This window comes from Actinophytocola xanthii (assembly GCF_001921205.1).
GTDB lineage: Bacteria > Actinomycetota > Actinomycetes > Mycobacteriales > Pseudonocardiaceae > Actinophytocola > Actinophytocola xanthii.
The window spans coordinates 1-21371 of record NZ_MSIE01000012.1 but is presented as its reverse complement, the minus strand read 5'-3'; the positions used below and the strand labels follow the sequence as shown (position 1 = coordinate 21371).

Here is a 21371-nt window from a genome sequence, read left to right as displayed (position 1 = left end):
GGGCCGCCCCCTCCACGAGGAAGGGTGCCACGTGCGAACCAGCAGAAGAACCGGAATCTGCGGGGTGGTCCTCGGGACGGTGCTCGCCACCGCCCCCGCGGCCGCCGCCGCGCCACCGGAAACGACACCACCTGACCGAGCGGGCAGCGGCGAGATCCGAACGGTCACGTTGGTGACCGGGGATCAGGTCATGGTCCAGAACGGCAGGGTGAGATCGGTCCAGCCAGGTGAGGGCCGGGAGGGAATCACCTTCTCGGTCCGCAGCCGGGACGGGCACGATTACGTGGTCCCGACGGATGCGGCACGGTTGCTGGCGCAGGGCCGCCTGGACCGGCGCTTGTTCGACGTACAGACCCTGCTCGAATCGGGCTACGGCGACGCCGACCGGGACACCCTGCCGCTGATCGTCACCCACCCCGAGAACCGCCCCGCACCCCGCCTTGCCGCCACCACCGCCACGCGGGAGCTGCCCAGCATCGACGCGGTCGCCCTGAACGCCGACAAGGGAAGCAAGACCTGGGAAGCGCTCACCGACGGCACGACCACCCGCCGAACCACCGGCGGCGTCGAGAAGATCTGGCTCGACGGCAAGCGGAAGTCCACTGTGGAGCACAGCGTGCCGCAGATCGGCGCCCCCACTGCCTGGGAAGCCGGCTACACCGGCGACGGCACCACTGTGGCCGTACTCGACACCGGTGTCGACCAGACTCACCCCGACCTCGCCGGCCGCGAGGCGGCCGAACAGAACTTCACCGACGCCCCGGACAACGTCGACCGGGTGGGACACGGGACGCACGTCGCCTCGATCGTCGCGGGCACCGGGGCGAAATCCGACGGCCGGTTCCGCGGCGTCGCCTCCGGAGCACGGATCCTCGACGGCAAGGTGCTCAACGACTCCGGCGGAGGCCTCGACTCCTGGATCATCGGCGGCATGGAATGGGCAGCCGAACAGGGCGCCGACATCGTCAACATGAGCTTGGGCGGTACCGACACCACAGAACTCGACCCGCTCGAGGAAGCGGTCAACGCCCTCTCCGCCGAACACGGCACACTCTTCGTCATCGCCGCCGGCAACTGGGGCCCGGGCGCGGAGTCGATCGACTCGCCGGGCAGCGCCGCCGCGGCGCTCACCGTCGGTGCGGTCGACCGAAACGACGAGATCGCCGAGTTCTCCGGTCGTGGGCCGCGAGTCGGCGATGGCGGCATCAAACCCGACATCACCGCACCCGGGGTGGAGATCGTGGCCGCACGGCACTCCGAAGGCACCGTGGGCGAGCCGGTGGTGGACGGCTACACCGCCTTGTCGGGTACCTCGATGGCCACGCCGCACGTGGCCGGCGCCGCCGCGCTGCTCGCCCAGCGGCACCCGGACTGGACCGGCACCCGGCTCAAGGCCGCCCTCGCCGGCTCGGCCCGCCCCCACCCCTCGCTCACCGCGTTCGACCAGGGCGCCGGGCGGGTCGACGTTCCCGCGGCACTGGCCCAGACCGTCGTCACCCAGCCGGCCAGCGTCAACTTTGGGACGGCAACCTGGCCGCACGAGGACGACGAGCCGCTGTACCAGGAGCTGACCTACGAAAACCTGGGCGAAACAGACCTCACACTCTCCCTGTCCACCGAGGCCACCGGCCCCAACGGCACACCCGCCGACCTCTTCTCACTCAGCACCACCCGACTCACCGTTCCAGCCCGCGGCACCGCCTCGGTCACCGTCACCGCCGACACCCGCCTCGGCGGGAGCGACGGTGTGTACTCCGGCGCGGTCATGGCGACCACCGGCCAGTCGACAACCAGGACACCCCTGGCCGTCACCCGCGAGGTGGAGAGCTACGACCTCACTGTCAACGTCCTCGGCCCCGACGGTGAGCCCACCCCCGAGTACGACATGATGCTGCGCGGGCTGGACAGCGACGCCGAGGAGATACCGTACGACGAGGACGGCTCGGTCCGTCTCCGCCTGCCCAAGGGCCACTACCTTCTCGACGTTGTGGGCTACCAGGAGCAGACCAGCCACTTCGACGTGATGATGCATCCGGGTCTCGTGGTGGACCGGAACCTCACCGTGACCGCCGACACCCGACGGACACGGCCTGTCCGCGTAACCCCGCCGGTTGCCGCGGAGCAACTTCTGAGCCAGATCGGGACCATGGTGGAGAACGAGTTCACCAGCAGAGGTACGGCGGTGCTCATTTCCGGTGAGACCACCATTTCCACGGCTCACCTCGGGGACGCCCTGCCCGGCACCACGATCTCCGGTGAGGTCATCACACGGTGGCTCGCCCAGAACGGCTCCTTCTACGGTCTGTCCTGGTTCCCGGAGGGCGGGCTGCCGAACGGGTTCGAGAAGGAGGTGCGCCAACGGGACCTCGCGACACTGCGGGCCGAGTTCGGCCCCGCGTCCGAAGGGCTCCTCGGTGTGCGATCGGTGTTCCCGGTGTCAGGCAAGAACGTGGTGGTGGACCGCCTTGTTGAGGTGCCCGTACCCGGAGCCCGCACCGAGTACGTCAACACCGACGCCGGCGTCCTCTGGTCCACGTCCCTGGATCTCGAGGACGCGGAGACGAGAGACCCGGTCGCGTTTTTCCGCACGCCGCCCACCGCGTACCGAGCGGGCCGCACCTACCCACTGCGGATCAACCACGCGGTGTTCGGACCGGCGCTACCACCGGCACGGTGGCCGTGGGCCGGCCGGTCCGGCGATGATCTCGACGTGGCCATTCCCCTGTTCGGCGACTCCTCGGGCAACGCCGGCTACACCGTCACGGAGTCAGCTCGCACCGAGCTGTACCTGGGCGACGAGCTGATCGGCGAGTCGTCGTACAGCGGCGGCTACTTCGAGGGGCTGCCCGCGGAACCCCGCGGGTACCGGCTGGTCACAACGGCCACCCGCCCGAAGCTGTTCGACACCACCACGTCCGTCAGCGCGGAGTGGACGTTCACTTCGGTCCATGTGGATGGTGAAGAGCCGGAGGCGGTCGACCTCAACGCGGTCCGGTTCCTCCCAGAACTGGACGACAACAACTCCGCACCCGCCGGCCGCCAGTTCCTCGTGCCACTGCGGATGCAGGACCAGACCGGCGCGACGACCAAACCCAGGTCGATCACGGTCGAGGCCTCCTACGACCGCGGCACGAGCTGGCAACCGGTGCGGATCACGGGAAACCTGACAGCGGTCCTGCACCACCCCGCCGACGCCCAGACCGTCTCGCTGCGGGCGGAGGCCACCGACCGCGAGGGCAACACCGTGCACCAGACGCTCATCGACGCCTACAAGCTGCGGAGATGATCCGCCAGGTCGGAGTTGTTGCGGAATCACGATCGCACGAAAATATTTAGTCCCAACAACACTGGCCGAATGGCCGATGGCAGTTTTCGTCGAGCCCGGCACCGTGGGGCCCTCGGACACAACCTCGAGGGAGGGTGCCAGGTGGGAATCAGCAGGAGAACCGCGGTCTGCGGGGTAGTACTCGGGTCGGTGCTCGCCACCACCCCGGCGGCCGGCGCGGCGCCACCGGGAGCCGCGCCGGCCGTTCCGGGGACAGCCGGCGAGGTTCGCACGGTCACGCTGGTGACCGGGGACCAGGTCGTGGTCCGGGACGGAAAGGTGGGATCGGTCCGGCCGGGCAATGGCCGGGAGGGAACCACCTTCTCCGTCCGCAGCCATGACGGGCACGACTACGTGGTCCCGACCGATGCGGCAGGGTTGGTGGCGCGGGGCCGCCTGGACCGGCGGTTGTTCGACGTGACCACGCTGCTCGAGTTCGGCTACGACGACGCCGCCCGGGAGACCATCCCCCTGATCGTCACCCATGGCGAGGGACGGGCTCCCCGGCTGGCGGCCACCTCCGTCACCCGGGAACTACCCAGCATCGACGCCGTCGCCCTGAATGCCGACAAGGGAAGCAAGACCTGGGAAACGCTCACCGACGGCACCACCACCCGCCGAACCGCCGGCGGCATCGAGAAGATCTGGCTTGACGGCAAACGACAGTCCACCTTGGAGCACAGCGTCCCGCAGATCGGCGCCCCCACCGCCTGGGAGGCGGGACTGACGGGCACGGGCACGACGGTGGCGGTGCTCGACAGCGGAGTCGACCAGACCCATCCCGACCTCGCCGACCGTGAGGTTGCCGAACACAACCTCACCGACTCGCCCGACGCAGTCGACCGGGTCGGACACGGCACCCACGTCGCCTCGATCGTCGCCGGCACCGGCGCGAAGTCCGACGGGAGATTCCGCGGCGTCGCCCCGGGAACGCGCATCCTCGACGGCAAGGTACTCAACGACGAGGGCTGGGGCCTCGACTCCTGGATCATCGCCGGCATGGAATGGGCCACCGAACAGAGCGCCGACGTGGTCAACATGAGCCTGGGCGGCGAGGACACCGAGGAACTCGACCCACTCGAGGAAGCCGTCGACACCCTCTCCGCCGAACACGGCACGCTCTTCGTCATCGCCGCCGGCAACGCCGGACCCAACCCTGGCACGATCGGCTCGCCCGGCAGCGCCGCGGCCGCACTGACCGTCGGCGCGGTGGACCGCGACGACGAGCTGGCCCGGTTCTCCAGCCGTGGGCCGCGGGTCGGTGACGGCGGGATCAAACCCGACATCACCGCCCCCGGCGTCGACATCGTCGCCGCACGACACGCCGACGGCACCATCGGCGAACCCGTCTCCGACGGCTACACCGCCCTGTCCGGCACCTCCATGGCCGCCCCGCACGTGGCGGGCGCCGCGGCACTGCTGGCCCAGCAGCACCCGGACTGGACCGGCGCCCAGCTCAAGGCCGCCCTCTCCGCCTCGGCCCGGCCGCACCCGTCCCTGAGCCCGTTCGAACAGGGCGCCGGCCGGGTCGACATCCCCGCGGCACTGACCCAGACCCTGATCACCAAGCCGACCAGCCTCGGCCTCGGCACGGTGGCCTGGCCCCACCACGACGACGAGCCGGTCAACCGGGAACTCACCTACCAGAACCTGGGCGACACCGACCTCGTGCTCACCCTGTCGGCCGACGCCACCGGACCGGACGGCGCACCCGCCGACCTGTTCTCCCTCAGCGCCGACAAGCTCACCGTGCCCGCCGGCGGCACCGCCTCGGTCACCGTCACCGCCAACACCCGCCTCGGCGAGACCGACGGCGTCTACACCGGAGCGGTCGTGGCGACCGGAGCCGGAACGACGACGAGAACACCCCTGGCGGTCACCCGCGAGGGGGAGAGCTACGACCTCACGGTCAAGGTCCTGGACCACAACGGCGAGCCGAGCGATTTCAAGTTCACGTTGGCGGGGATGGACAACCGTCTCTACACCCCGGACATCTACGGCGAGGGCGGTACGACCACGCTCCGCCTGCCCAAGGGCCAGTACCTGCTCGACGTCCACGTGTACAACGAGGAGACCGGACACACGCATCTCCTGCTGGCCCCGGGTCTGTCCGTGGACCGTCCCCGCACGGTGACCATGGACGCGCGGCACACCAGGCCGATCCGCGTCACACCCCCGGCCGAGGTGGACCTGAGGGCGGGCGACATCGGGTACCGGGCCCAAGGCCAGCTCCTCGGTACAGGCTTGACGTTCCTCGTTGAGGACCTGAGCGCCGTCTCCACGGCGCAGGTCGGGAAGGTGCTGCCGGGCACCACGCTCATCAGCATGATCAACACCCACTGGCTGGGCGGGAACGGCTCGTCCTATGGCCTGTCCTGGTTCCCCGAGGGCGAGCTGCCCACCGGGTTCGACAAGGTGGTACGCCCCCAGGACCTCGCGACCGTGCGAGCCGACTTCGGTCCCTCGGCCGAGAACGTCACCGGTCAGCTCTTCGCGATCCCGGAACCGCGCGTCGGGACCGCGTTCCCGTCCGGCATCGACTTCGACGTGCCTTTGCCCGGCATCCGCACCCAGTACCTCACCACCGAGGGCGGCACGCGCTGGACCACGAAGCTGCGCTTCTACCACCCGGAGTCCGAGACACGCATCGCGGAGCTGACCTCGCCGCCCACCACGTACCGGGCCGGGCGCACCTACGAGCCGCGCTTCAACTACGCGGTGTTCGGCCCGGCGCTGCCGCCGACCGACGCCCCCCGTAGCCACCGGACCGGCGATACCCTCGAGGTGGACATTCCGCTGTTCAGCGACTCATCCGGCAACGCCGGCTACTTCCTCGCCGTCGAGACGGCGCGCACCCAGCTCTACCGCGGCGGCGAGCTGCTCGGCGAGACGCCGTATCCCGGCCACGGCACCTTCGAGGGACTGCCCGCCGAACCCGGCCGATACCACCTGGTGACAACGGCCACCCGCCCGGCGATGTTCGACACGACGACGTCGATCAGTGCCGAGTACACCTTCACCTCCTCCCATGTGGACGGAAAGGAGCCGGTGGCGATCGAGCTCAACGCGGTCAGGTTCCTCCCGGAGCTGGACAGGACCAACTCCGCACCCGCCGGCCGCCAGTTCCTCGTGCCACTGCGGATGCAGGACCAGACCGGCGCGACGACCAAACCCAGGTCCATCCGGGTCGAGGTCTCCTACGACCGCGGCACGACCTGGCAACCGGTGCGCATCACGGCAAACCTGACCGCCGTGCTACACCACCCCGCAGACGCCCAGACCGTCTCACTGCGGGCGGACGCCACCGACCGCGAGGGCAACACCGTCCGCCAGACCATCCTCGATGCCTACAAGCTGCGGAAGTGAGTCACCAGCCGGCGATCGTCAGTGAGGACGTGGAAGGCGAACCCGGGCGGTAACCGGTAGTCGACGATCGTGTCGCTCTCCAGGGGCGGCACGATCGTCGACACCACGCCGGGGGCCACCAGCAGTGGGCGGCCGGCGAAGGTGGTGGCCGCGGCCGTGTGAGCGTGTCCACACAGGACGGCGACGACCTGCTGGTGCCGCCCGAGAAGCTCGGCCAGGCGCTCCTCGCCGAACTGCCGGATGTCGTCGACGAACGGAACTTCCAGGCGCACCGGCGGATGGTGGAAGCAGACGAACGCCGGCTCCTCCCGCGGCACGGCCGAGAGCACCTCGTCCAACCAGCCGATCGTCTCCTCGTCGAGCAGGCCGTCCGCACGGCCGGGAATGCTCGAGTCGCACATCGCGAACGTCGCCCCGGCCACCCGGTGCACCTGGTTGACCGGCCCGTCCGCCCGGCCGTCCGGGAAGACCGCCCGGTAGGCGGAACGCTCGTCGTGGTTGCCAGGGCAGGTGAGCACCGGGAACCGGGAGGCGCCGAGCAGTCGGGCCGCCTCGAAGTACTCGGCCGGTAACCCGTGGTCTGCGATGTCGCCGGTGACCAGCAGGACGTCGACCTCGCCCGGGAGGCGCTCGAGGTAGTCGAGCACCTGGTGTGCTCGGCGGGTCGCCCGTGCTCCGCCGTCGCCGTCGAGGTCGTGGCCGAAGTGCAGGTCGCTGACGTGGCCGATGATCACCGCCGTAGCGTACTCAGGGCAGGTTCGCGACCAGCTCGGCCGGCGGCACCATCGGGCCGGTGTAGAACGGCACTTCCTCGCGGACGTGCCGGCGCGCCCGGCTGGCCCGCAGCTCGCGCATGAGGTCGACGATCCGGTCGAGCGCGTCGGCCTCGAAGGCCAGGATCCACTCGTAGTCGCCGAGGGCGAACGCGGGCACGGTGTTGGCCCGCACGTCCGGGTAGTCGCGTGCCATCCGCCCGTGCTCGGCGAGCATGTCGCGGCGCTCCTCGTCGGGCAGCAGGTACCACTCGTAGGACCGGACGAACGGGTAGACGCAGACGTACCGGCGAGCCGGCTCACCGGCGACGAACGCCGGGATGTGGCTCTTGTTGAACTCCGCCGGCCGGTGCAGTGCGGCCTGGCTCCAGACCGGAGTGGACGCGCGGCCGAGCGCGGTACGGCGGAAGCCGCTGTAGGCGGCCTGCAACTGCTCGATCTCCTCGGCGTGCCACCAGATGAGGTAGTCCGCGTCGGCCCGCAGGGCTGCCACGTCGTACACGCCGCGCACGGTGACACCCTTGCCCGCGAGCGCGTCCAGGTACTCGGTCACCTCGGTGGCGGCGGAGCCGCGGTCGGCCAGGCGGCCGGGTTCGGCGCGGAACACCGACCACATCGTGTAGACGACCTTCTCGTTGAGCTCGGTGTAGTTCAGGCGGGCCATGCCGTCATCGTCCCACTACCTCGGGGCGGCGTGCGCCAGAAGGTGCCCGGCGACACGGTCGGCTGCCGCGCTCGCGGTGTCGACGCAGGCCGGGACCCCGACACCGCGCAGGGCGGCACCGGCCACGGCGAGCCCGGGCACCTCGGCCACCGCCCGCTCGACCGCGGCGACCGCGGCGAGGTGGCCCACGCCGTACTGGGGAAGACCGCCGCCCCAGCGGGTCAGCCGCCAGTCCACCGGCCGGGCGCGCACCCCGGTCAGCTCGGCCAGGTCGGCCAGGACCGCGGTGAGCAGGTCCTCGTCGTCGCGGCGCAGGACCTCGGTCTCGCCGACCCGCCCCAGCGAGGCCCGCAGGCGAACCGGTCCGCCGCCCCACTTGACGCTGGTGTGCGTGAAGGCCTTGGCCGTGAACGGCGTCCCGTCCGCGTGCCGCTCCCCGACCGCGAGCAGCACCCCGCTGCTCGCGGGCAGCTCGACCCCGTCCGGCAACACCATCGACAGCACCGCCACCGAGCCCATCTCGACCGCGCCGTACCCGCTCGAGGCAGCGGGCGCCACGTCGGCGAGCAGCCGGCGCGCTGCCGGCGGCGGCACCGCGAGCACCACGGCGTCGGCATGCAGCACCTCGGCCCGGCCGGGGCTGCCGACCTCGAGCCGCCAGCCGCCCTCGTCCCTGGTGAGCTCCCGCACCGGGTAGCCCAGCCGGAGCTCCGCGCCGGACCGCCTGGCCAGCTCCCCGACCAGCACGCCCATCCCGCCGCGCAGTGCGGCGAACACGGGCGGACGGGCGCCGCCGGACGGCGGCCCGAGGATGGCCGCGGCCGCGCGGCGCAACGACCCACCGGCCCGGTCGAGCCCGGCGACCAGCGCCGGCATCGTGGCCCGCAGCCCGAGCAGGTCCGCGCGTCCGGCGTAGACACCGCCGAGCAGCGGCTCGACCAGGTCGTCGACCAGCTCGCGGCCGAAGCGGCGGCCGAGCACCTCGCCCACCGACACGTCCTCGTCCTCGGCCAGCTCCAGCGGCGGCAGCGACTCCTCCGCCTCGACCCGGCTCGCGGCCTCCGGCGAGAGCACCTCGCGAACCCCGTCCGCGTCGGCCGGCACGCCGAGGTAGGTCCGCCTCGGCAGCGGCACGGTGCGTCCGCCGGCCCGGACCGTCGCCGGCGCCGGCCCGGGGTGGAACAGCCGGTCGCCGAGCCCCAGCTCGGCCACCAGGTCGACGGCGGACCGGTTGCGCAGCACGAAGGCCTCGGCGCCCACGTCGGTCGGCACGCCGCCCACCTCGACCGTGCGCAGCTTCCCGCCCAGCAGGCGAGCCTGCTCGACCAGCGTGATCCGCGCACCGTCGCCGAGCAGGCGCCGCAGCCGGTAGGCCGCGGTCAGCCCCGACACTCCCCCGCCGACGACCACGACCTGAGCGGGACGGTTGGTCGAACCGGTCACGGCGCCAGGCTGTGCACGAGGTCGACGACCCGCGTCAGCAGGGTCGGGTCGGTGTCGGGCAGGACGCCGTGGCCCAGGTTGACGATGTGTCCGCCCGCGGCCCGGCCCTCGGCGACGACGCGGCGCACCTCGCGCTCCACCACGTCGAAGTCCGCGAACAGCACGGCCGGGTCGAGGTTGCCCTGCACGACCGGGGCGGGGCGGCCGGGCACGGTCAGCCGGCGCACCGCCTCGTCCAGCGGGACCCGCCAGTCCACGCCGACGACGTCCGCGCCCGCCTCCCGCATGGCCGGGAGGAACTCGCCGGTGCCGACGCCGAAGTGAATCCGCGGCACCCCCTCGACGGCGGCCAGCACGGCCGACGAGTGCGGCAGGACGAACTCCCGGTAGTCCCGCTCGGACAGCGCGCCGGCCCAGGAGTCGAACAGCTGCACCGCCGACACCCCGGCGGCGATCTGCACCTCGAGGAAGGTCCGGGTGATGCCGGCGAGCGCCCCCAGCAGCGCGTGCCAGGTGTCCGGGTCGGAGTACATGAGCGCCTTGGTGCGCTCGTGGTGGCGGCTCGGGCCGCCCTCGATCAGGTAGGACGCCAGCGTGAACGGGGCGCCGGCGAACCCGATCAGCGGCGTCTCGCCCAGCTCGGCCCGCAGCAGCCGCACGGCCTCGGCCACCGGCGCGAGCTGCTCGGGAGCGAGCCCCGGCAGGCCGGCGACGGCCTGCGAGGTGCGGACCGGGGCGGCCACCACCGGGCCCGTGCCGGGCACGATGTCGACGTCGATGCCCGCGGCGACCAGCGGGACGACAATGTCGCTGAACAGGATCGCCGCGTCCACGCCGTGCCGGCGCACCGGCTGCATCGTGATCTCGCAGACCAGGTCCGGGGTGAAGCAGGCCGTCAGCATCGGGACGTCCCTGCGGACGTCGCGGTACTCGGGCAGCGACCGGCCGGCCTGGCGCATGAACCAGACGGGCGGATGGGCTGGGGTTCCGCCCGCGGCTGCCACCAGCAGCGGTGCCGTGGTGGCGCGGGGGGCGGTGTCTGGCGCGGAAGTCATAGCAGGTGCATGGTGCCACGGGCCGCGTGAGGGACGGCGGGGAGCCGAGCGGCCCGCGCGAGGGAGTAGGTTTGGCCGCTCCAACTCTGGGTACGTACCAACTCCTGATCGTCTCCGGCGCGGCGTCACGCTCACCGACACGGGTGGTCCTAAAGTTACGAGTCGTGACCAGAACGTCGGCAGCGCCGGAACTGTTCTCGCAGGCCGTCGCGGCGCTGAGATCGCTGCGCCCCCGGCCCGAGTTGCAGCTGGGCGTCGTGCGCGCTCCCCAGCGCCTCGCCCCCTGGGCGTTCGCGATCACCGCTGAGGTCACCGGCCCGGCAGACGTGCTCGCCACCGGGCGGCTGGTCCTGCTGCACGACCCGGAGGGCCAGGAGTCCTGGAACGGCGTGCTGCGGCTGGTGGCCTACGTCCGGGCGGAGCTGGACGCCGAGCTCGCGGACGACCCGCTGCTGCCGACCGTCGGCTGGTCCTGGCTGACCGACGCGCTGACCTCCACCGGGGCGAGGTACACCGCGCTCGGCGGGACCGTCACCGACACGTCCTCGGCCCGCTTCGGCGACATCTCCGGTCCGGCCAGGACCGACGACCTCGAGCTGCGGGCCTCCTGGACACCGCTGGACGCCGCCCTGGCCCCGCACGGCGAGGCCTTCTGCGACCTGATGGCCAGCGTCGTCGGCCTGCCGCCGGTGGGCGTCTCCGTGTTCTCGCAGCGACAGGGCGGTTAGCTGGGGCAGGGCGCGTCCTCGCGCTCACCGACTCGCGGCGGCCACCTGCTCGGCGTCGGCCAGGGCGCGCAGCGCGTTCTCGCCGGCGAGCTTGGCGCAGTCCCGCTCGCTCCAGCCGCGGTCGAGCAGGGCCTCGAACAGGGCCGGATAGCCGCTCACGTCCTCCAGCCCGTCGGGCAGGGCGTCCACGCCGTCGTAGTCGCCGCCGATGCCGATGTGGTCGATGCCGGCGACCTCCCTGGCGTGCTCCACGTGCGCCACGACGTCCTCGACGCCGACCGGCGGGAGGGCCGGCCCGGACCAGGTCCCGGCGAAGGCCTGTCGCGCGTCGACGTCCCGGTGGTCGACCCCGGCCGCGACCATGGCCTCCCGCAGCTCGGCGTCGCGCTCGGCCCGGGCGCTGGAGACGAACGAGGGGACGAAGGTCACCATGCAGACGCCGCCGTTGGCGGCCAGCCGCGCCAGCACGTCGTCGGGGACGTTGCGGGGGTGGTCGGTGACCGCCCGGCACGAGGAGTGGCTGAAGATCACGGGGGCGGTACTCGTGTCCAGCGCGTCACGCATCGTGGTCGCGGCCACGTGCGAGAGGTCGACGAGCATGCCGATCCGGTTCATCTCCGCGACCACCTCGCGGCCGAAGTCGTTCAGGCCGCCGACCGCGGGCTCGTCGGTGGCCGAGTCGGCCCACGGCACGTTCTCGTTGTGGGTGAGCGTCATGTACCGGACGCCGAGCCGGTGGAGCGCGCGGAGCACGCCGAGCGAGGAGTTGATGCAGTGCCCGCCCTCGGCGCCGAGCATCGAGGCGATCCGGCCGTCCGCGAACGCCGCGCGGGCCTCCGCGGCCGTGCACACGACCCGCAGGTGCTCCGGGTAGCGCTCGGCGAGCGTGTGGACCAGCTCGGCCTGTTGGACGACGGCGGCCACCGCGGCGTCGCCGGTGAGCCGGCACGGCACGTAGACCGACCAGAACTGGACGCCGACACCACCGGCGCGCAGCCGCCCGAGATCGGTGTGCAGCCCGGGCTGGGGCTGGGTCAGGTCGACGCCGAAGCCGTCCGCGCGGGCGATGTCGGCACCCGGCAGCGACCGCAGCGCCCAGGGGAGGTCGTTGTGTCCGTCGACCAGAGGAGTGGACCCCAGCAACCGCCGAGCGCGCCCGTCGTCACTCTTCCGCACAACTATGACTCCGTTTCATCGCATTGCGAGACGTCTCCGTTACATCACTACCTCATCATCACCCGATCGTGTTACACCCTTCCCCTCGAGTGATGTCTCGATTGGATAGATAACGAATTGATCATCCCGCTAACCCGCTTGGGGGGCTAGGCTGCCTTCGTCAACACCACTTTCGGTCCAATGGCGGCGCGGCTGTTCGGCCGAAGGTCCCGGTGTAGGTCGGGGGGCACGACCGACTCCAGGGAGGTAGTGACGTGGCTGCCGTCGGCTTAGGTCAGGCCGTTCGTACCACGCCAGCCGGCGTGTTGCCGGCGAACATGGTCCCGCACCCGCGGGAAGAGCTGTTCTCGGTGCTGGTGGTCGATGACCATCCGTTGTTGAGGGAGGCGATAGCTGCCCGGTTGACCCAGATGGGTGCGGGCACCGTTCACGAGGCTGCCACGGTGGCCGAAGCGAGGGCGCGAGCGCTGGCCACCGGGCCGTGCGACCTGGCGATCCTCGATCTCGGTCTGCCGGACGGCAGTGGAATCGAGCTGGTCACCGAGCTCCGCAGCCAGGGTTGGCCGCGGATCGTGGTGCTGGCGTCCTCGGACGATCCGTACGCCGTGCGTTCGGCCTTCCAGGCAGGTGCCCAGGCATACCTGCTGAAGTCGGCCTCGCCGGTGGTCGTGACCGACGGGGTGCGGCGAGTGCTCGAAGGCGGCGTCTACGCCGACCCGAGCGTCGCGCCAATCCTCGCCACGGGCACGCGGGTCCCCGGCACGGACAACACCCCGCGCGAGCTGTCGGCGCGTGAGGTGGAGGTTCTCCAGCTCGTCGCGGACGGACAGTCCAACAAGGAGATCGGAGAGGGGCTCAACCTGTCGGCTCTGACGGTGAAGAGCCATCTCTCCAGGATCGGCCGGAAGCTGGGCACCGGCGACCGGGCACAGATGGTCGCGCTGGCCATGCGGGCCGGTGTGATCCGCTGATCGACGCTCGGCGGATCGGGGCGCGGGGCACAGTGCGCTCCCCGATCCGCCGGTGTTCGACCCGTTCGTCCACGTTAGGCGCACGTCGAGTGCGCCCGTCCCGTATGGTCATCCGGCGTGGGCGATTCGGGGACGGGAACTGACGGGGAGGAGCGGCCGGAGCCGGCTCTGCTGACCCAACCTGTGGACGGCACGCCGGACGTGGTCGCGACGCCCGAGGCGCTGCGCGCCGCCGCGGCGGCGCTCGCCGGCGGTCGGGGAGCGATCGCGGTGGACACCGAGCGCGCCTCCGGCTACCGGTACTCCCAACGCGCGTACCTCGTCCAGGTCCGCCGCCAGGGCGCGGGCACGGTCCTCGTCGACCCGGTCGCGTTGAACGACCGCATCGACCCCCTCATCGCGGCCTTGGCCGACACCGAGTGGGTGTTGCACGCCGCCTCCCAGGACCTGCCGTGCCTCGCCGAGCTGGGCTTGGCGCCCGCGCGGCTGTTCGACACCGAGCTCGCCGGAAGGCTGGCCGGCTACGAGCGGGTCGCGCTGGGCACGCTCGTCGAGCTGCTGCTCGGCTACCGGCTGGAGAAGGGGCACGGGGCGGCCGACTGGTCGCGCCGTCCGCTGCCCCAGGAGTGGCTCGACTACGCCGCCCTGGACGTCGAGCTGCTGGTCGAGCTGCGGGACGCCCTCGAGGCCGAGCTCGCCGAGCAGGGCAAGCTCGAGTGGGCGCTGGAGGAGTTCGAGGCGTTGCGGGTGGCCCCGCCCCCGCCGCCGCGCGCCGAGCCGTGGCGGCGCACGTCGGGCATCCACCGGGTGCGCACCCCGCGCGGCCTGGCCGCGGTCCGCGCCCTCTGGGAGGCCCGGGACCAGCTGGCCAGGCAGCGTGACATCGCGCCCGGCCGCGTGCTGCCGGACACCTCGATCGTGCAGGCGGCGATCGCCGCGCCGGACAACGAGACCGACCTGCTGCGCCTGCCGGTGTTCAAGGGCCGCTCGCAGCGGCGGATCGCCGAGCTGTGGGTGCGCGCGCTGCGGGAGGCGGCCGCGCTGTCCCGCTCCGAGCTGCCCGACCCCTCGCCGCCGCACGAGGGTCCCCCGCCGCCCAACCGCTGGGGTGACCGCGATCCGGCGGCTGCCGCGCGGCTGGCCGCGGTGCGCGCCCAGCTGACCGTGATCGCCGAGGAGCACCGGCTGCCGATCGAGAACCTGCTCCAGCCCGAGCTGGTCCGCCGCACCTGCTGGCGCCCGCCGGAGCCGCTGTCCACCGACTCGGTGACCGAGGCGTTACGCGCGGGCGGGGCCAGGGAGTGGCAGATCAGGCTCACCGGGGACGCCCTGGCGACCGCGCTCAAGGGCAGCGGCTGACGTCGTGGCAGGTCGAGTCCGGATCGGCACGTCCGGGTGGCTCTACCCGCCGTGGCGCGGCGTGTTCTACCCACCGAAGCTGCCGCACCGCCGCGAGCTGGAGTACCTGTCGAGCAAGGTCAACTCGGTCGAGATCAACGGCTCGTTCTACTCGCTCCAGCGCCCCGCCAGCTACCAGAGCTGGCGCGAGCAGACGCCGGACGGGTTCGAGTTCGCGGTCAAGGGCGGCCGGTTCATCACGCACATGAAGCGGCTGCGCGACATCGACGCGCCGCTGGCGAACTTCTTCGCCTCGGGGGTGCTCGCCCTCGGCGAGAAGCTCGGGCCGTTCCTGTGGCAGCTGCCGCCGAGCCTGCCGTTCGACGCCGACCAGCTCGCGGCGTTCTTCGCGATGCTCCCGCGGACCACCACCGCCGCCGCGGAGCTGGCCACCCGGCACGACGAACGCCTGGAGGGCAGGGCGCTGACCGTCGCGCGAACGCACGCTCCGCTGCGGCACGCCCTGGAGGTGCGCCACCAGAGCTTCACCGACCCGGCGTTCCTGGACGTGCTGCGCGAGCACGGCATCGGCCTGGTGATCGCCGACGCCGCGGCGGCCTGGCCCTACCTGGAGCACGTCACGGCCGACTTCGCCTACGTGCGCCTGCACGGCAGTACCGAGCTCTACACCAGCGGCTACACCGACGACGCTCTCGACCGCCTGGCCGCCCGGATCCGCCGTTGGACAGCCGACGGCCTGGACGCCTACGCCTACTTCGACAACGACGCCAAGGTCAAGGCCCCGGCGGACGCCATCGCCCTGGGTGCCCGCCTGGAGCTCGCCTGGCCACCGGCCTGACACAGTTCACAGGTGGGCGGCCGGGAGGTGGACGGTCACGGTGAGGCCGCCACCGGGGACGGCCTCGGCGGACACCGTGCCGCGGTGGGCGAGCACCACCGCGCGCACGATCGACAGCCCAAGACCGGTGCCCGAGTGGGCGGTCCGGTCCACGCCGCCCCGGCGGAAGGACTCGAACAGCTCGTTCACCCGCTCCGGATCCACCCCCGTGCCGGAGGAGGAGACCCGCAGGCTCGCCCACTCCGCGCTCGCGCCGGTCCAGACCTCGATCCAGCCGCCATCCACGTTGTGCCGCACCGCGTTCTCCAGCAGGTTCCCGGCGACCCGCTCGAGCAGAGCGGGGTCGCCGGCGACGGGCGCGGGCAGGTCGTGGAACACCATCGTCAGGCGCCGCCGGGACGCCTCGGCGGCGACCGGTTGCCAGGCCGAGGCGACAGCGCCGGACAGGTCCACCGGCTCGACGACCCCGATCCCCAGGCCGTCGGTTCTGGCCAGCAGCAGCAACGCCTCGACAAGCTGCGCGGCGCGCATGTTCGCCTCGCGCACCACGCCGGCCATCCGGCGCAGCTCCTCGGCGTCGGCGTCCGGGTCGGACAGCGTCACGTCGAGCTCGGTGCGGATCACCGACAGCGGGGTGCGCAGCTCGTGGCTGGCGTTGGCGACGAACTGGCGCTGGGCGGAGAAGGTGGCCTGGAGGCGGTCGAGCATGGCGTCGAACGTGTCGGCCAGCTCGGCCACCTCGTCGCGCGGGCCGCGCAGCGCGATGCGCTCGCCAAGCGACTCCGCCGACAGCCGCCGCGCGGTCCCGGTGACCTCGCGCAGCGGCCGGAGCATCCGGCCAGTGAACGTCCAGGCCAGCAGGGCCGCGGCGACCAGCACGCAGCCGAACGCGATGGACCCGGCGACCAGCACCTGGAACCGCGCCTGGTCCCGCAGCACCTCGGCGAGGTCCTGCGGCCGCACCGGAACGCCGTCGACGTCGATCGTGGTGCCCGCCGGCAGCGACGGGACCGCGACGGCCCCGCCGGCGAGCATCCAGGCGAGCCAGAGCAGCAGGGCGGCGACCGCCGCGGCCAGTGCGGTCGCGAGCAGCGTGATCCTGACCCGCAGGCCGGGACCGCGCCGGACTCTGGTCACCCCTGCTCGGCGCCGCCCGCCGCGGCGGGCACGCGGTAGCCGGAGCCGACGACCGTGTCGATGATCCCCGGCTCACCGAGCTTCTTGCGCAACGTCATGACCGTCACTCGGACCGTGGTGGTGAACGGGTCGGCGTGCTCGTCCCACACGCGCTCCAGCAGCTCCTCGCTGCTGACCACCGACCCGGACGCGGCGAGCAGCACCTCCAGGACCCCGAACTCCTTGCGGGTCAGCTCGACCGGCGTGCCGGCCCTGGTGACCGTGCGGCGGGCGGGGTCCAGCTCGAGGTCGCCGGCCCGCAGCACCGGCGGGGTGACCGGGGTCGACCGCCGCGCCAGCGCACGGACGCGCGCGACCAGCTCGTCGAACGCGAACGGCTTCGCGAGGTAGTCGTCGGCCCCCAGCGACAGCCCCTCCACCCGGTCGGCGACCGAGCCGGAGGCGGTGAGCATGATCACCCGGGTCAGCGCGCCGGAGCTGACGATCTCGCGGCACAGCTCGTCGCCGGACATGCCCGGCAGGTCCCGGTCGAGCACGACCACGTCGTAGCGGGTGACCGCGGCCTTCTCGTGGCCCTCGTCGCCGGTCAGCGCGACGTCGACGGCCATGCCCTCCCGGCGCAGGCCCCTGGCCACCGCCTCGGCCAGGGGCTCCTCGTCCTCGACGATCAGAATGCGCACGTCACCACGGTGCCACAGGCGCGATCGCGGTGCCCACGCCCCCCGGCGGTGCTCAGGCCTCGCTGGCGGTGGCCCTGGCCTGTGCCGCGGCCACCTCTCCGATGCGGTCGACGGTCCACTCGGTGACCCTGCGCGCGACCTGCTGAGCGGTGAGTCCCAACCGGACAAGCACCTCGGCGCGGGAGCCCTGGGGGTGGAACTCCTGCGGGATCGCGATGTCGCGCAGCGGAACGTCCACATCGGCGTCGCGCAGGGCCGCGGCCAGCGTCCAGCCGACGCCGCCGTGCCGGCCGCCGTCCTCGACGGTGACCACCAGCCGGTGCTCGGCGGCCAACTCGACCAGCTCGGGCGGAACCGGGACCACCCAGCGCGGGTCGACCACGGTCACCCCGATGCCCTGGTCGGCGAGGCGCTCGGCGGCGGCGAGGCCGAGCTCGGCGAACGCCCCGACGGTCACCAGCAGCACGTGCCTGCCCTCGGTGGGCCGGCGTAGGACGTCGACCACGCCGCGCCGCTCCAGCGCTGCGATGTCCGGGCCGACCGACGCCTTGGGATAACGCAGCACGGTCGGACCGTCGGTCACCGCGACCGCCTCCCGCAGCTCCTCGCGGAGGGTGCCGGCGTCGCGCGGCGCGGCGATCCGCACGCCGGGCAGCGCGCCGAGGATCGACAGGTCCCACATGCCGTGGTGGCTCGCCCCGTCGGGCCCGGTGATCCCCGCCCGGTCCAGCACCACGGTGACCGGCAGCCGGTGCAGCGCGACGTCCATCAGCATCTGGTCGAACGCGCGGTTGAGGAACGTCGAGTAGATCGCGACAACCGGGTGCAGGCCGGCGATCGCCATGCCGGCGGCCGAGGTCACCGCGTGCTGCTCGGCGATGCCGACGTCGAAGCAACGCTCCGGATGGGCCTGGGCGAACGGCTCGAGGCCCGCCGAGCGCAGCATGGCCGCGGTGATCGCCACGACGTCCGGCCGGGACTCCCCGATGCGCACCATCTCCTCGGCGAACACCGAGGTCCAGGTGGCGCCGCGGACCGAGGTCGGCTTGCCGGTGACCGGGTCGATCGGGTCGGTCTGGTGCATCTGGTCCACCTCGTCGTTCTCGGCGAGGGGGAAGCCGCGGCCCTTGCAGGTGACCGCGTGCACGATGACCGGGCCGCCGAACTCCTTGGCCCGGCGCAGCGCGGCATCCAGCGCGGCGAAGTCGTGCCCGTCGACCGGGCCCAGGTACTTCAGGCCGAGGTCCTCGAACATCATCTGCGGGCTGAGCGCGTCCTTGATGCCGCGCTTGGCGGCGTGCAGGGCGGCGTAGAGGGGCTTGCCGACGACCGGCGTGCCCTGCAGCATCCGCTTGCCGCCCTCGAGAGCGCGCTCGTAGTTGGGCAGCAGGCGCAGCGTGGTGAGGTGGTCGGCGAGCCCGCCGATGGTCGGCGAGTAGGAGCGCCCGTTGTCGTTGACGACGATGACCATCGGCCGGTCCTTGCCGGCGGCGATGTTGTTGAGTGCCTCCCAGCACATGCCGCCGGTGAGCGCGCCGTCGCCGACCACGGCGATCACGTGCCGGCGCTCGCCGCGCAGCTCGTAGGCCTTGGCCAGGCCGTCGGCGTAGGACAGTGCGGTGGAGGCGTGGCTGTTCTCCACCAGGTCGTGCTCGCTCTCGGCCTGGCTGGGGTAGCCGGAGAGCCCGTCGCGCTGGCGCAGCGAGTCGAACTCGGCCTGGCGTCCGGTGACGACCTTGTGCACGTAGGCCTGGTGCCCCACGTCGAAGATCACCGAGTCCTTCGGAGAGTCGAAGACCCGGTGGATGGCCATGGTCAGCTCGACCACCCCGAGGTTGGGCCCGAGATGGCCGCCGGTCGTGGTGACCTTGTCGACCAGGAACTCCCTGATCTCGGTCGCGAGCCTGGTCAGGTCCTCGGCGGACAGCCGCTTGAGGTCGGCGGGTCCGTGTAGGGACGCGAGCAGACTCGGGTGGTCGGTCACCACTGGTCACCTCGATTTCGGGGTCGAGTTCGGGGGACGGGGAGCACGGCCAGTCTACGAGCGTCCACCAACCGGAGGGCCCGCCCTAGACTCCCCCCGTGCCCGTTGTCTTCGACACCTCCGGAATGGAGCAGTACGACGAGCGGACGTGGTTCGACCCACGGACCGGGGACCAGGTGAGCTTGACCTACATCGGACTGGTTCCCGACCTGCCCGCGGCCTTGGAGGACCTGCCGCGCCTGCGCCAGCGGTTGGCGGTGGAGACCGCCGAGGTGGGTGCGCTCATCGAGGCACACGTGGTGTTCGTCGACCAGGTACCGACCCTGTTGCAGCTGCTCAAGGTGCCTATTCCCAACCAGGAGACGGGCCAGGCGTTCATTGCCGCCTTCACCGTCCCGAAGGCGACGTGCAGCGTCGTGCTCCGCATCCAGTGCGCCGAGGAGGAGGCGATCGGGGTGCGGGAGGCCGCGGTGCACGCCCAGGTGGGGCCGGAGGGAGGTGTCCGCCCGCACCCGTACGCCCCCGAGGTGGTCGGCCGCCTGCCCTGGCACGTGGCCGACGACGCCCGGTGGGACGCCCAGTTCCCCGACCATCCGTTGAGCCGGGCGCGAGCCTGGGCGCAGCGGACGATGGCCACCGCGCGGATCGATCCCGGCTTCGCGCGCCTCCCCCCGTTCCGCCCGGAGCCGGCCCCCCAGCCGGAGCCGGTGGGGGCGGCGACCCAGACGTTCCCGCCGTTCCGCCCCCCGCACCCGGAGACGCCCCGCAACGGCCACACGCTCACCAGCGAACGCCCAGCCGTCGACGAGGAGCACCGCCCGGACCCGTCCGACTCCGGCCAGCCGGAGCCGCCGGTCACGTCCTCCGGCGCGTTCGAGGTGGTGGAGCCCCCGTCGCTGGTCGACTCGTCCGGCACCTTCCACCTTCCGGACCCCGACGACCTCGAGCCGCCCGCCGGCCGTTCCGCGCCGGAGGAGCCCGGGCCACCCCGCCCCGTCGAGGACCCGCTCGCGGGTCGGCCCTCGGGTGCGAGCCGGCTGTTCAACGAGCCGACGGGGCCGAGCCGCGCGGCCGAGGAACCCCGCCGGTCCCCCGGTGAGCACCCGGGCCCGGGGCGGCCGGCCGAGCAGCCCTCCGGCCGGTTCCGCCCGTTCGGCGAGCCCGCCGGCGCCGGCGGGGGTGCCCCGGCTCCCGGCGCCGACCAGCCCTCCGGCCGGAACCGTCCGGTCGCCCCGCCCCCGGGCCCGAACAACGAGCCGGGCGGCCGCCGCCGGGCCGCCGACGAACCCACCGGCCGACGCCGGGCCGTCGACCTACCTGGCCCCGCCCACCCCACCGAGGACCCCGCCGGTCGACGCGGACCCATCGACCAGCCCACCGGGCAGAACCCCCCGGTCGCCGAACCCACCGGCCGACGCCGGGCCGGCGAGCCCGCTCCGGAGGAGCCCACCGGCCGACGCCGAGCCCTCGAACCCGCTCCCGAGGAGACCACCGGCCGACGCCGGGCCTCCGGCCATCCCTCGGGCCAGCGGCCCGCCGACGAGCCCACCGGCGCGAGCGCCTCCGCCGAGGGACCCACTCCCGCACCGCACCCCGCCGCCGAGCAGAGCCCCGGCTCGTGGACGGTCCCCGCGGACCCGCTGACGGGAAGGCGCCTGCGCGCCGTACGCCCCGGCGAGGAGCCCGCCGCCCCGCCGCTGGACGAGCCCGGCTCGTTCACCGACGAGACGCCCTCGGTGCGCCGCCTGCGGGCCGTGGGCCCGATCCCGCCGCTGGACGTCCCACCCCGCCCGACCCCGCCCGCCCTGCTCGACCCGGCCGACGCCCCGCCCCCCGGACCGGCGGGCCGGCGCGGCGGCGACAGCAGCCCGC

Annotated in this window: 14 protein-coding genes and 1 pseudogene; 7 read left to right on the top strand and 8 right to left on the bottom strand. The window is 72.8% G+C overall.

All coding sequences use genetic code 11. From position 1 onward, the window contains the following. Positions 1-31: 31 nt before the first annotated feature. Both BU204_RS08570 and BU204_RS08565 read left to right on the top strand, forming a co-directional pair. On the top strand, positions 32-3286 hold the full coding sequence (locus tag BU204_RS08570) for a S8 family peptidase (protein WP_158073419.1): 3255 nt from the start codon (positions 32-34) through the stop codon (positions 3284-3286). A 141-nt stretch (positions 3287-3427) separates the two neighbouring features. Further along, positions 3428-6691, top strand: a complete 3264-nt coding sequence (locus BU204_RS08565; protein WP_158073418.1) for a S8 family serine peptidase — start codon at positions 3428-3430, stop codon at positions 6689-6691. On the opposite strand, the gene BU204_RS08560 is transcribed toward BU204_RS08565, so the two are convergent. Genes BU204_RS08560 through hemE form a run of 4 tightly spaced genes read right to left on the bottom strand, consistent with a single transcriptional unit; the run spans position 6673 to position 10626 of the window. Further along, positions 6673-7425 (bottom strand): metallophosphoesterase, encoded by a 753-nt coding sequence (locus tag BU204_RS08560; protein WP_075125049.1) that lies wholly within the window; start codon positions 7423-7425, stop codon positions 6673-6675. The two genes, BU204_RS08565 and BU204_RS08560, sit on opposite strands and share 19 nt — an antisense overlap. 13 nt (positions 7426-7438) lie before the next feature. Continuing rightward, positions 7439-8128, bottom strand: a complete 690-nt coding sequence (gene hemQ / locus BU204_RS08555) for a hydrogen peroxide-dependent heme synthase (protein WP_075125048.1) — start codon at positions 8126-8128, stop codon at positions 7439-7441. Positions 8129-8143: 15 nt separating this feature from the next. Continuing rightward, on the bottom strand, positions 8144-9571 hold the full coding sequence (gene hemG, locus BU204_RS08550; protein ID WP_075125047.1) for a protoporphyrinogen oxidase: 1428 nt from the start codon (positions 9569-9571) through the stop codon (positions 8144-8146). Further along, positions 9568-10626: a uroporphyrinogen decarboxylase gene (gene hemE, locus BU204_RS08545; protein WP_075125046.1), complete on the bottom strand. Its 1059-nt coding sequence runs from the start codon at positions 10624-10626 to the stop codon at positions 9568-9570. Before hemE ends, hemG begins: the two co-directional genes overlap by 4 nt. 164 nt (positions 10627-10790) lie before the next feature. Here hemE and BU204_RS08540 point away from each other — a divergent pair, with 164 nt between their 5' ends. Then, positions 10791-11354, top strand: coding sequence for a DUF3000 domain-containing protein (locus BU204_RS08540; RefSeq protein ID WP_075125045.1), 564 nt, complete (start codon positions 10791-10793; stop codon positions 11352-11354). A 24-nt stretch (positions 11355-11378) separates the two neighbouring features. Here the strand turns inward: BU204_RS08540 and BU204_RS08535 are convergent, their stop codons facing one another. Further along, on the bottom strand, positions 11379-12530 hold the full coding sequence (locus BU204_RS08535; RefSeq protein WP_075125044.1) for a dipeptidase: 1152 nt from the start codon (positions 12528-12530) through the stop codon (positions 11379-11381). Positions 12531-12784: 254 nt separating this feature from the next. Here BU204_RS08535 and BU204_RS08530 point away from each other — a divergent pair, with 254 nt between their 5' ends. The 3 genes from BU204_RS08530 to BU204_RS08520 all read left to right on the top strand — a co-directional run bounded on the left by BU204_RS08530 (position 12785) and on the right by BU204_RS08520 (position 15698). Beyond that, positions 12785-13501 (top strand): response regulator, encoded by a 717-nt coding sequence (locus BU204_RS08530; RefSeq protein WP_075125043.1) that lies wholly within the window; start codon positions 12785-12787, stop codon positions 13499-13501. Positions 13502-13618: 117 nt separating this feature from the next. Further along, positions 13619-14860: an HRDC domain-containing protein gene (locus BU204_RS08525; RefSeq protein WP_075125042.1), complete on the top strand. Its 1242-nt coding sequence runs from the start codon at positions 13619-13621 to the stop codon at positions 14858-14860. Between the two features lie 4 nt (positions 14861-14864). Next, the gene (locus tag BU204_RS08520) at positions 14865-15698 is read left to right on the top strand and encodes a DUF72 domain-containing protein (protein ID WP_075125041.1); all 834 of its coding nucleotides are present in this window, start codon (positions 14865-14867) and stop codon (positions 15696-15698) included. A gap of 6 nt (positions 15699-15704) precedes the next feature. On the opposite strand, the gene BU204_RS08515 is transcribed toward BU204_RS08520, so the two are convergent. Genes BU204_RS08515 through dxs form a run of 3 tightly spaced genes read right to left on the bottom strand, consistent with a single transcriptional unit; the run spans position 15705 to position 19499 of the window. Further along, positions 15705-16835, bottom strand: a complete 1131-nt coding sequence (locus BU204_RS08515) for a sensor histidine kinase (protein ID WP_075125040.1) — start codon at positions 16833-16835, stop codon at positions 15705-15707. Then, positions 16832-17515, bottom strand: coding sequence for a response regulator transcription factor (locus BU204_RS08510; protein ID WP_075125039.1), 684 nt, complete (start codon positions 17513-17515; stop codon positions 16832-16834). The genes BU204_RS08515 and BU204_RS08510 overlap by 4 nt, the downstream gene beginning before the upstream one ends. 52 nt (positions 17516-17567) lie before the next feature. Further along, positions 17568-19499, bottom strand: a complete 1932-nt coding sequence (gene dxs / locus BU204_RS08505; RefSeq protein ID WP_075125056.1) for a 1-deoxy-D-xylulose-5-phosphate synthase — start codon at positions 19497-19499, stop codon at positions 17568-17570. A 98-nt stretch (positions 19500-19597) separates the two neighbouring features. On the opposite strand from dxs, the pseudogene BU204_RS40650 reads away from it, so the two are divergent. Beyond that, positions 19598-21371, top strand: a pseudogene (locus BU204_RS40650) (hypothetical protein); the annotation flags it as partial.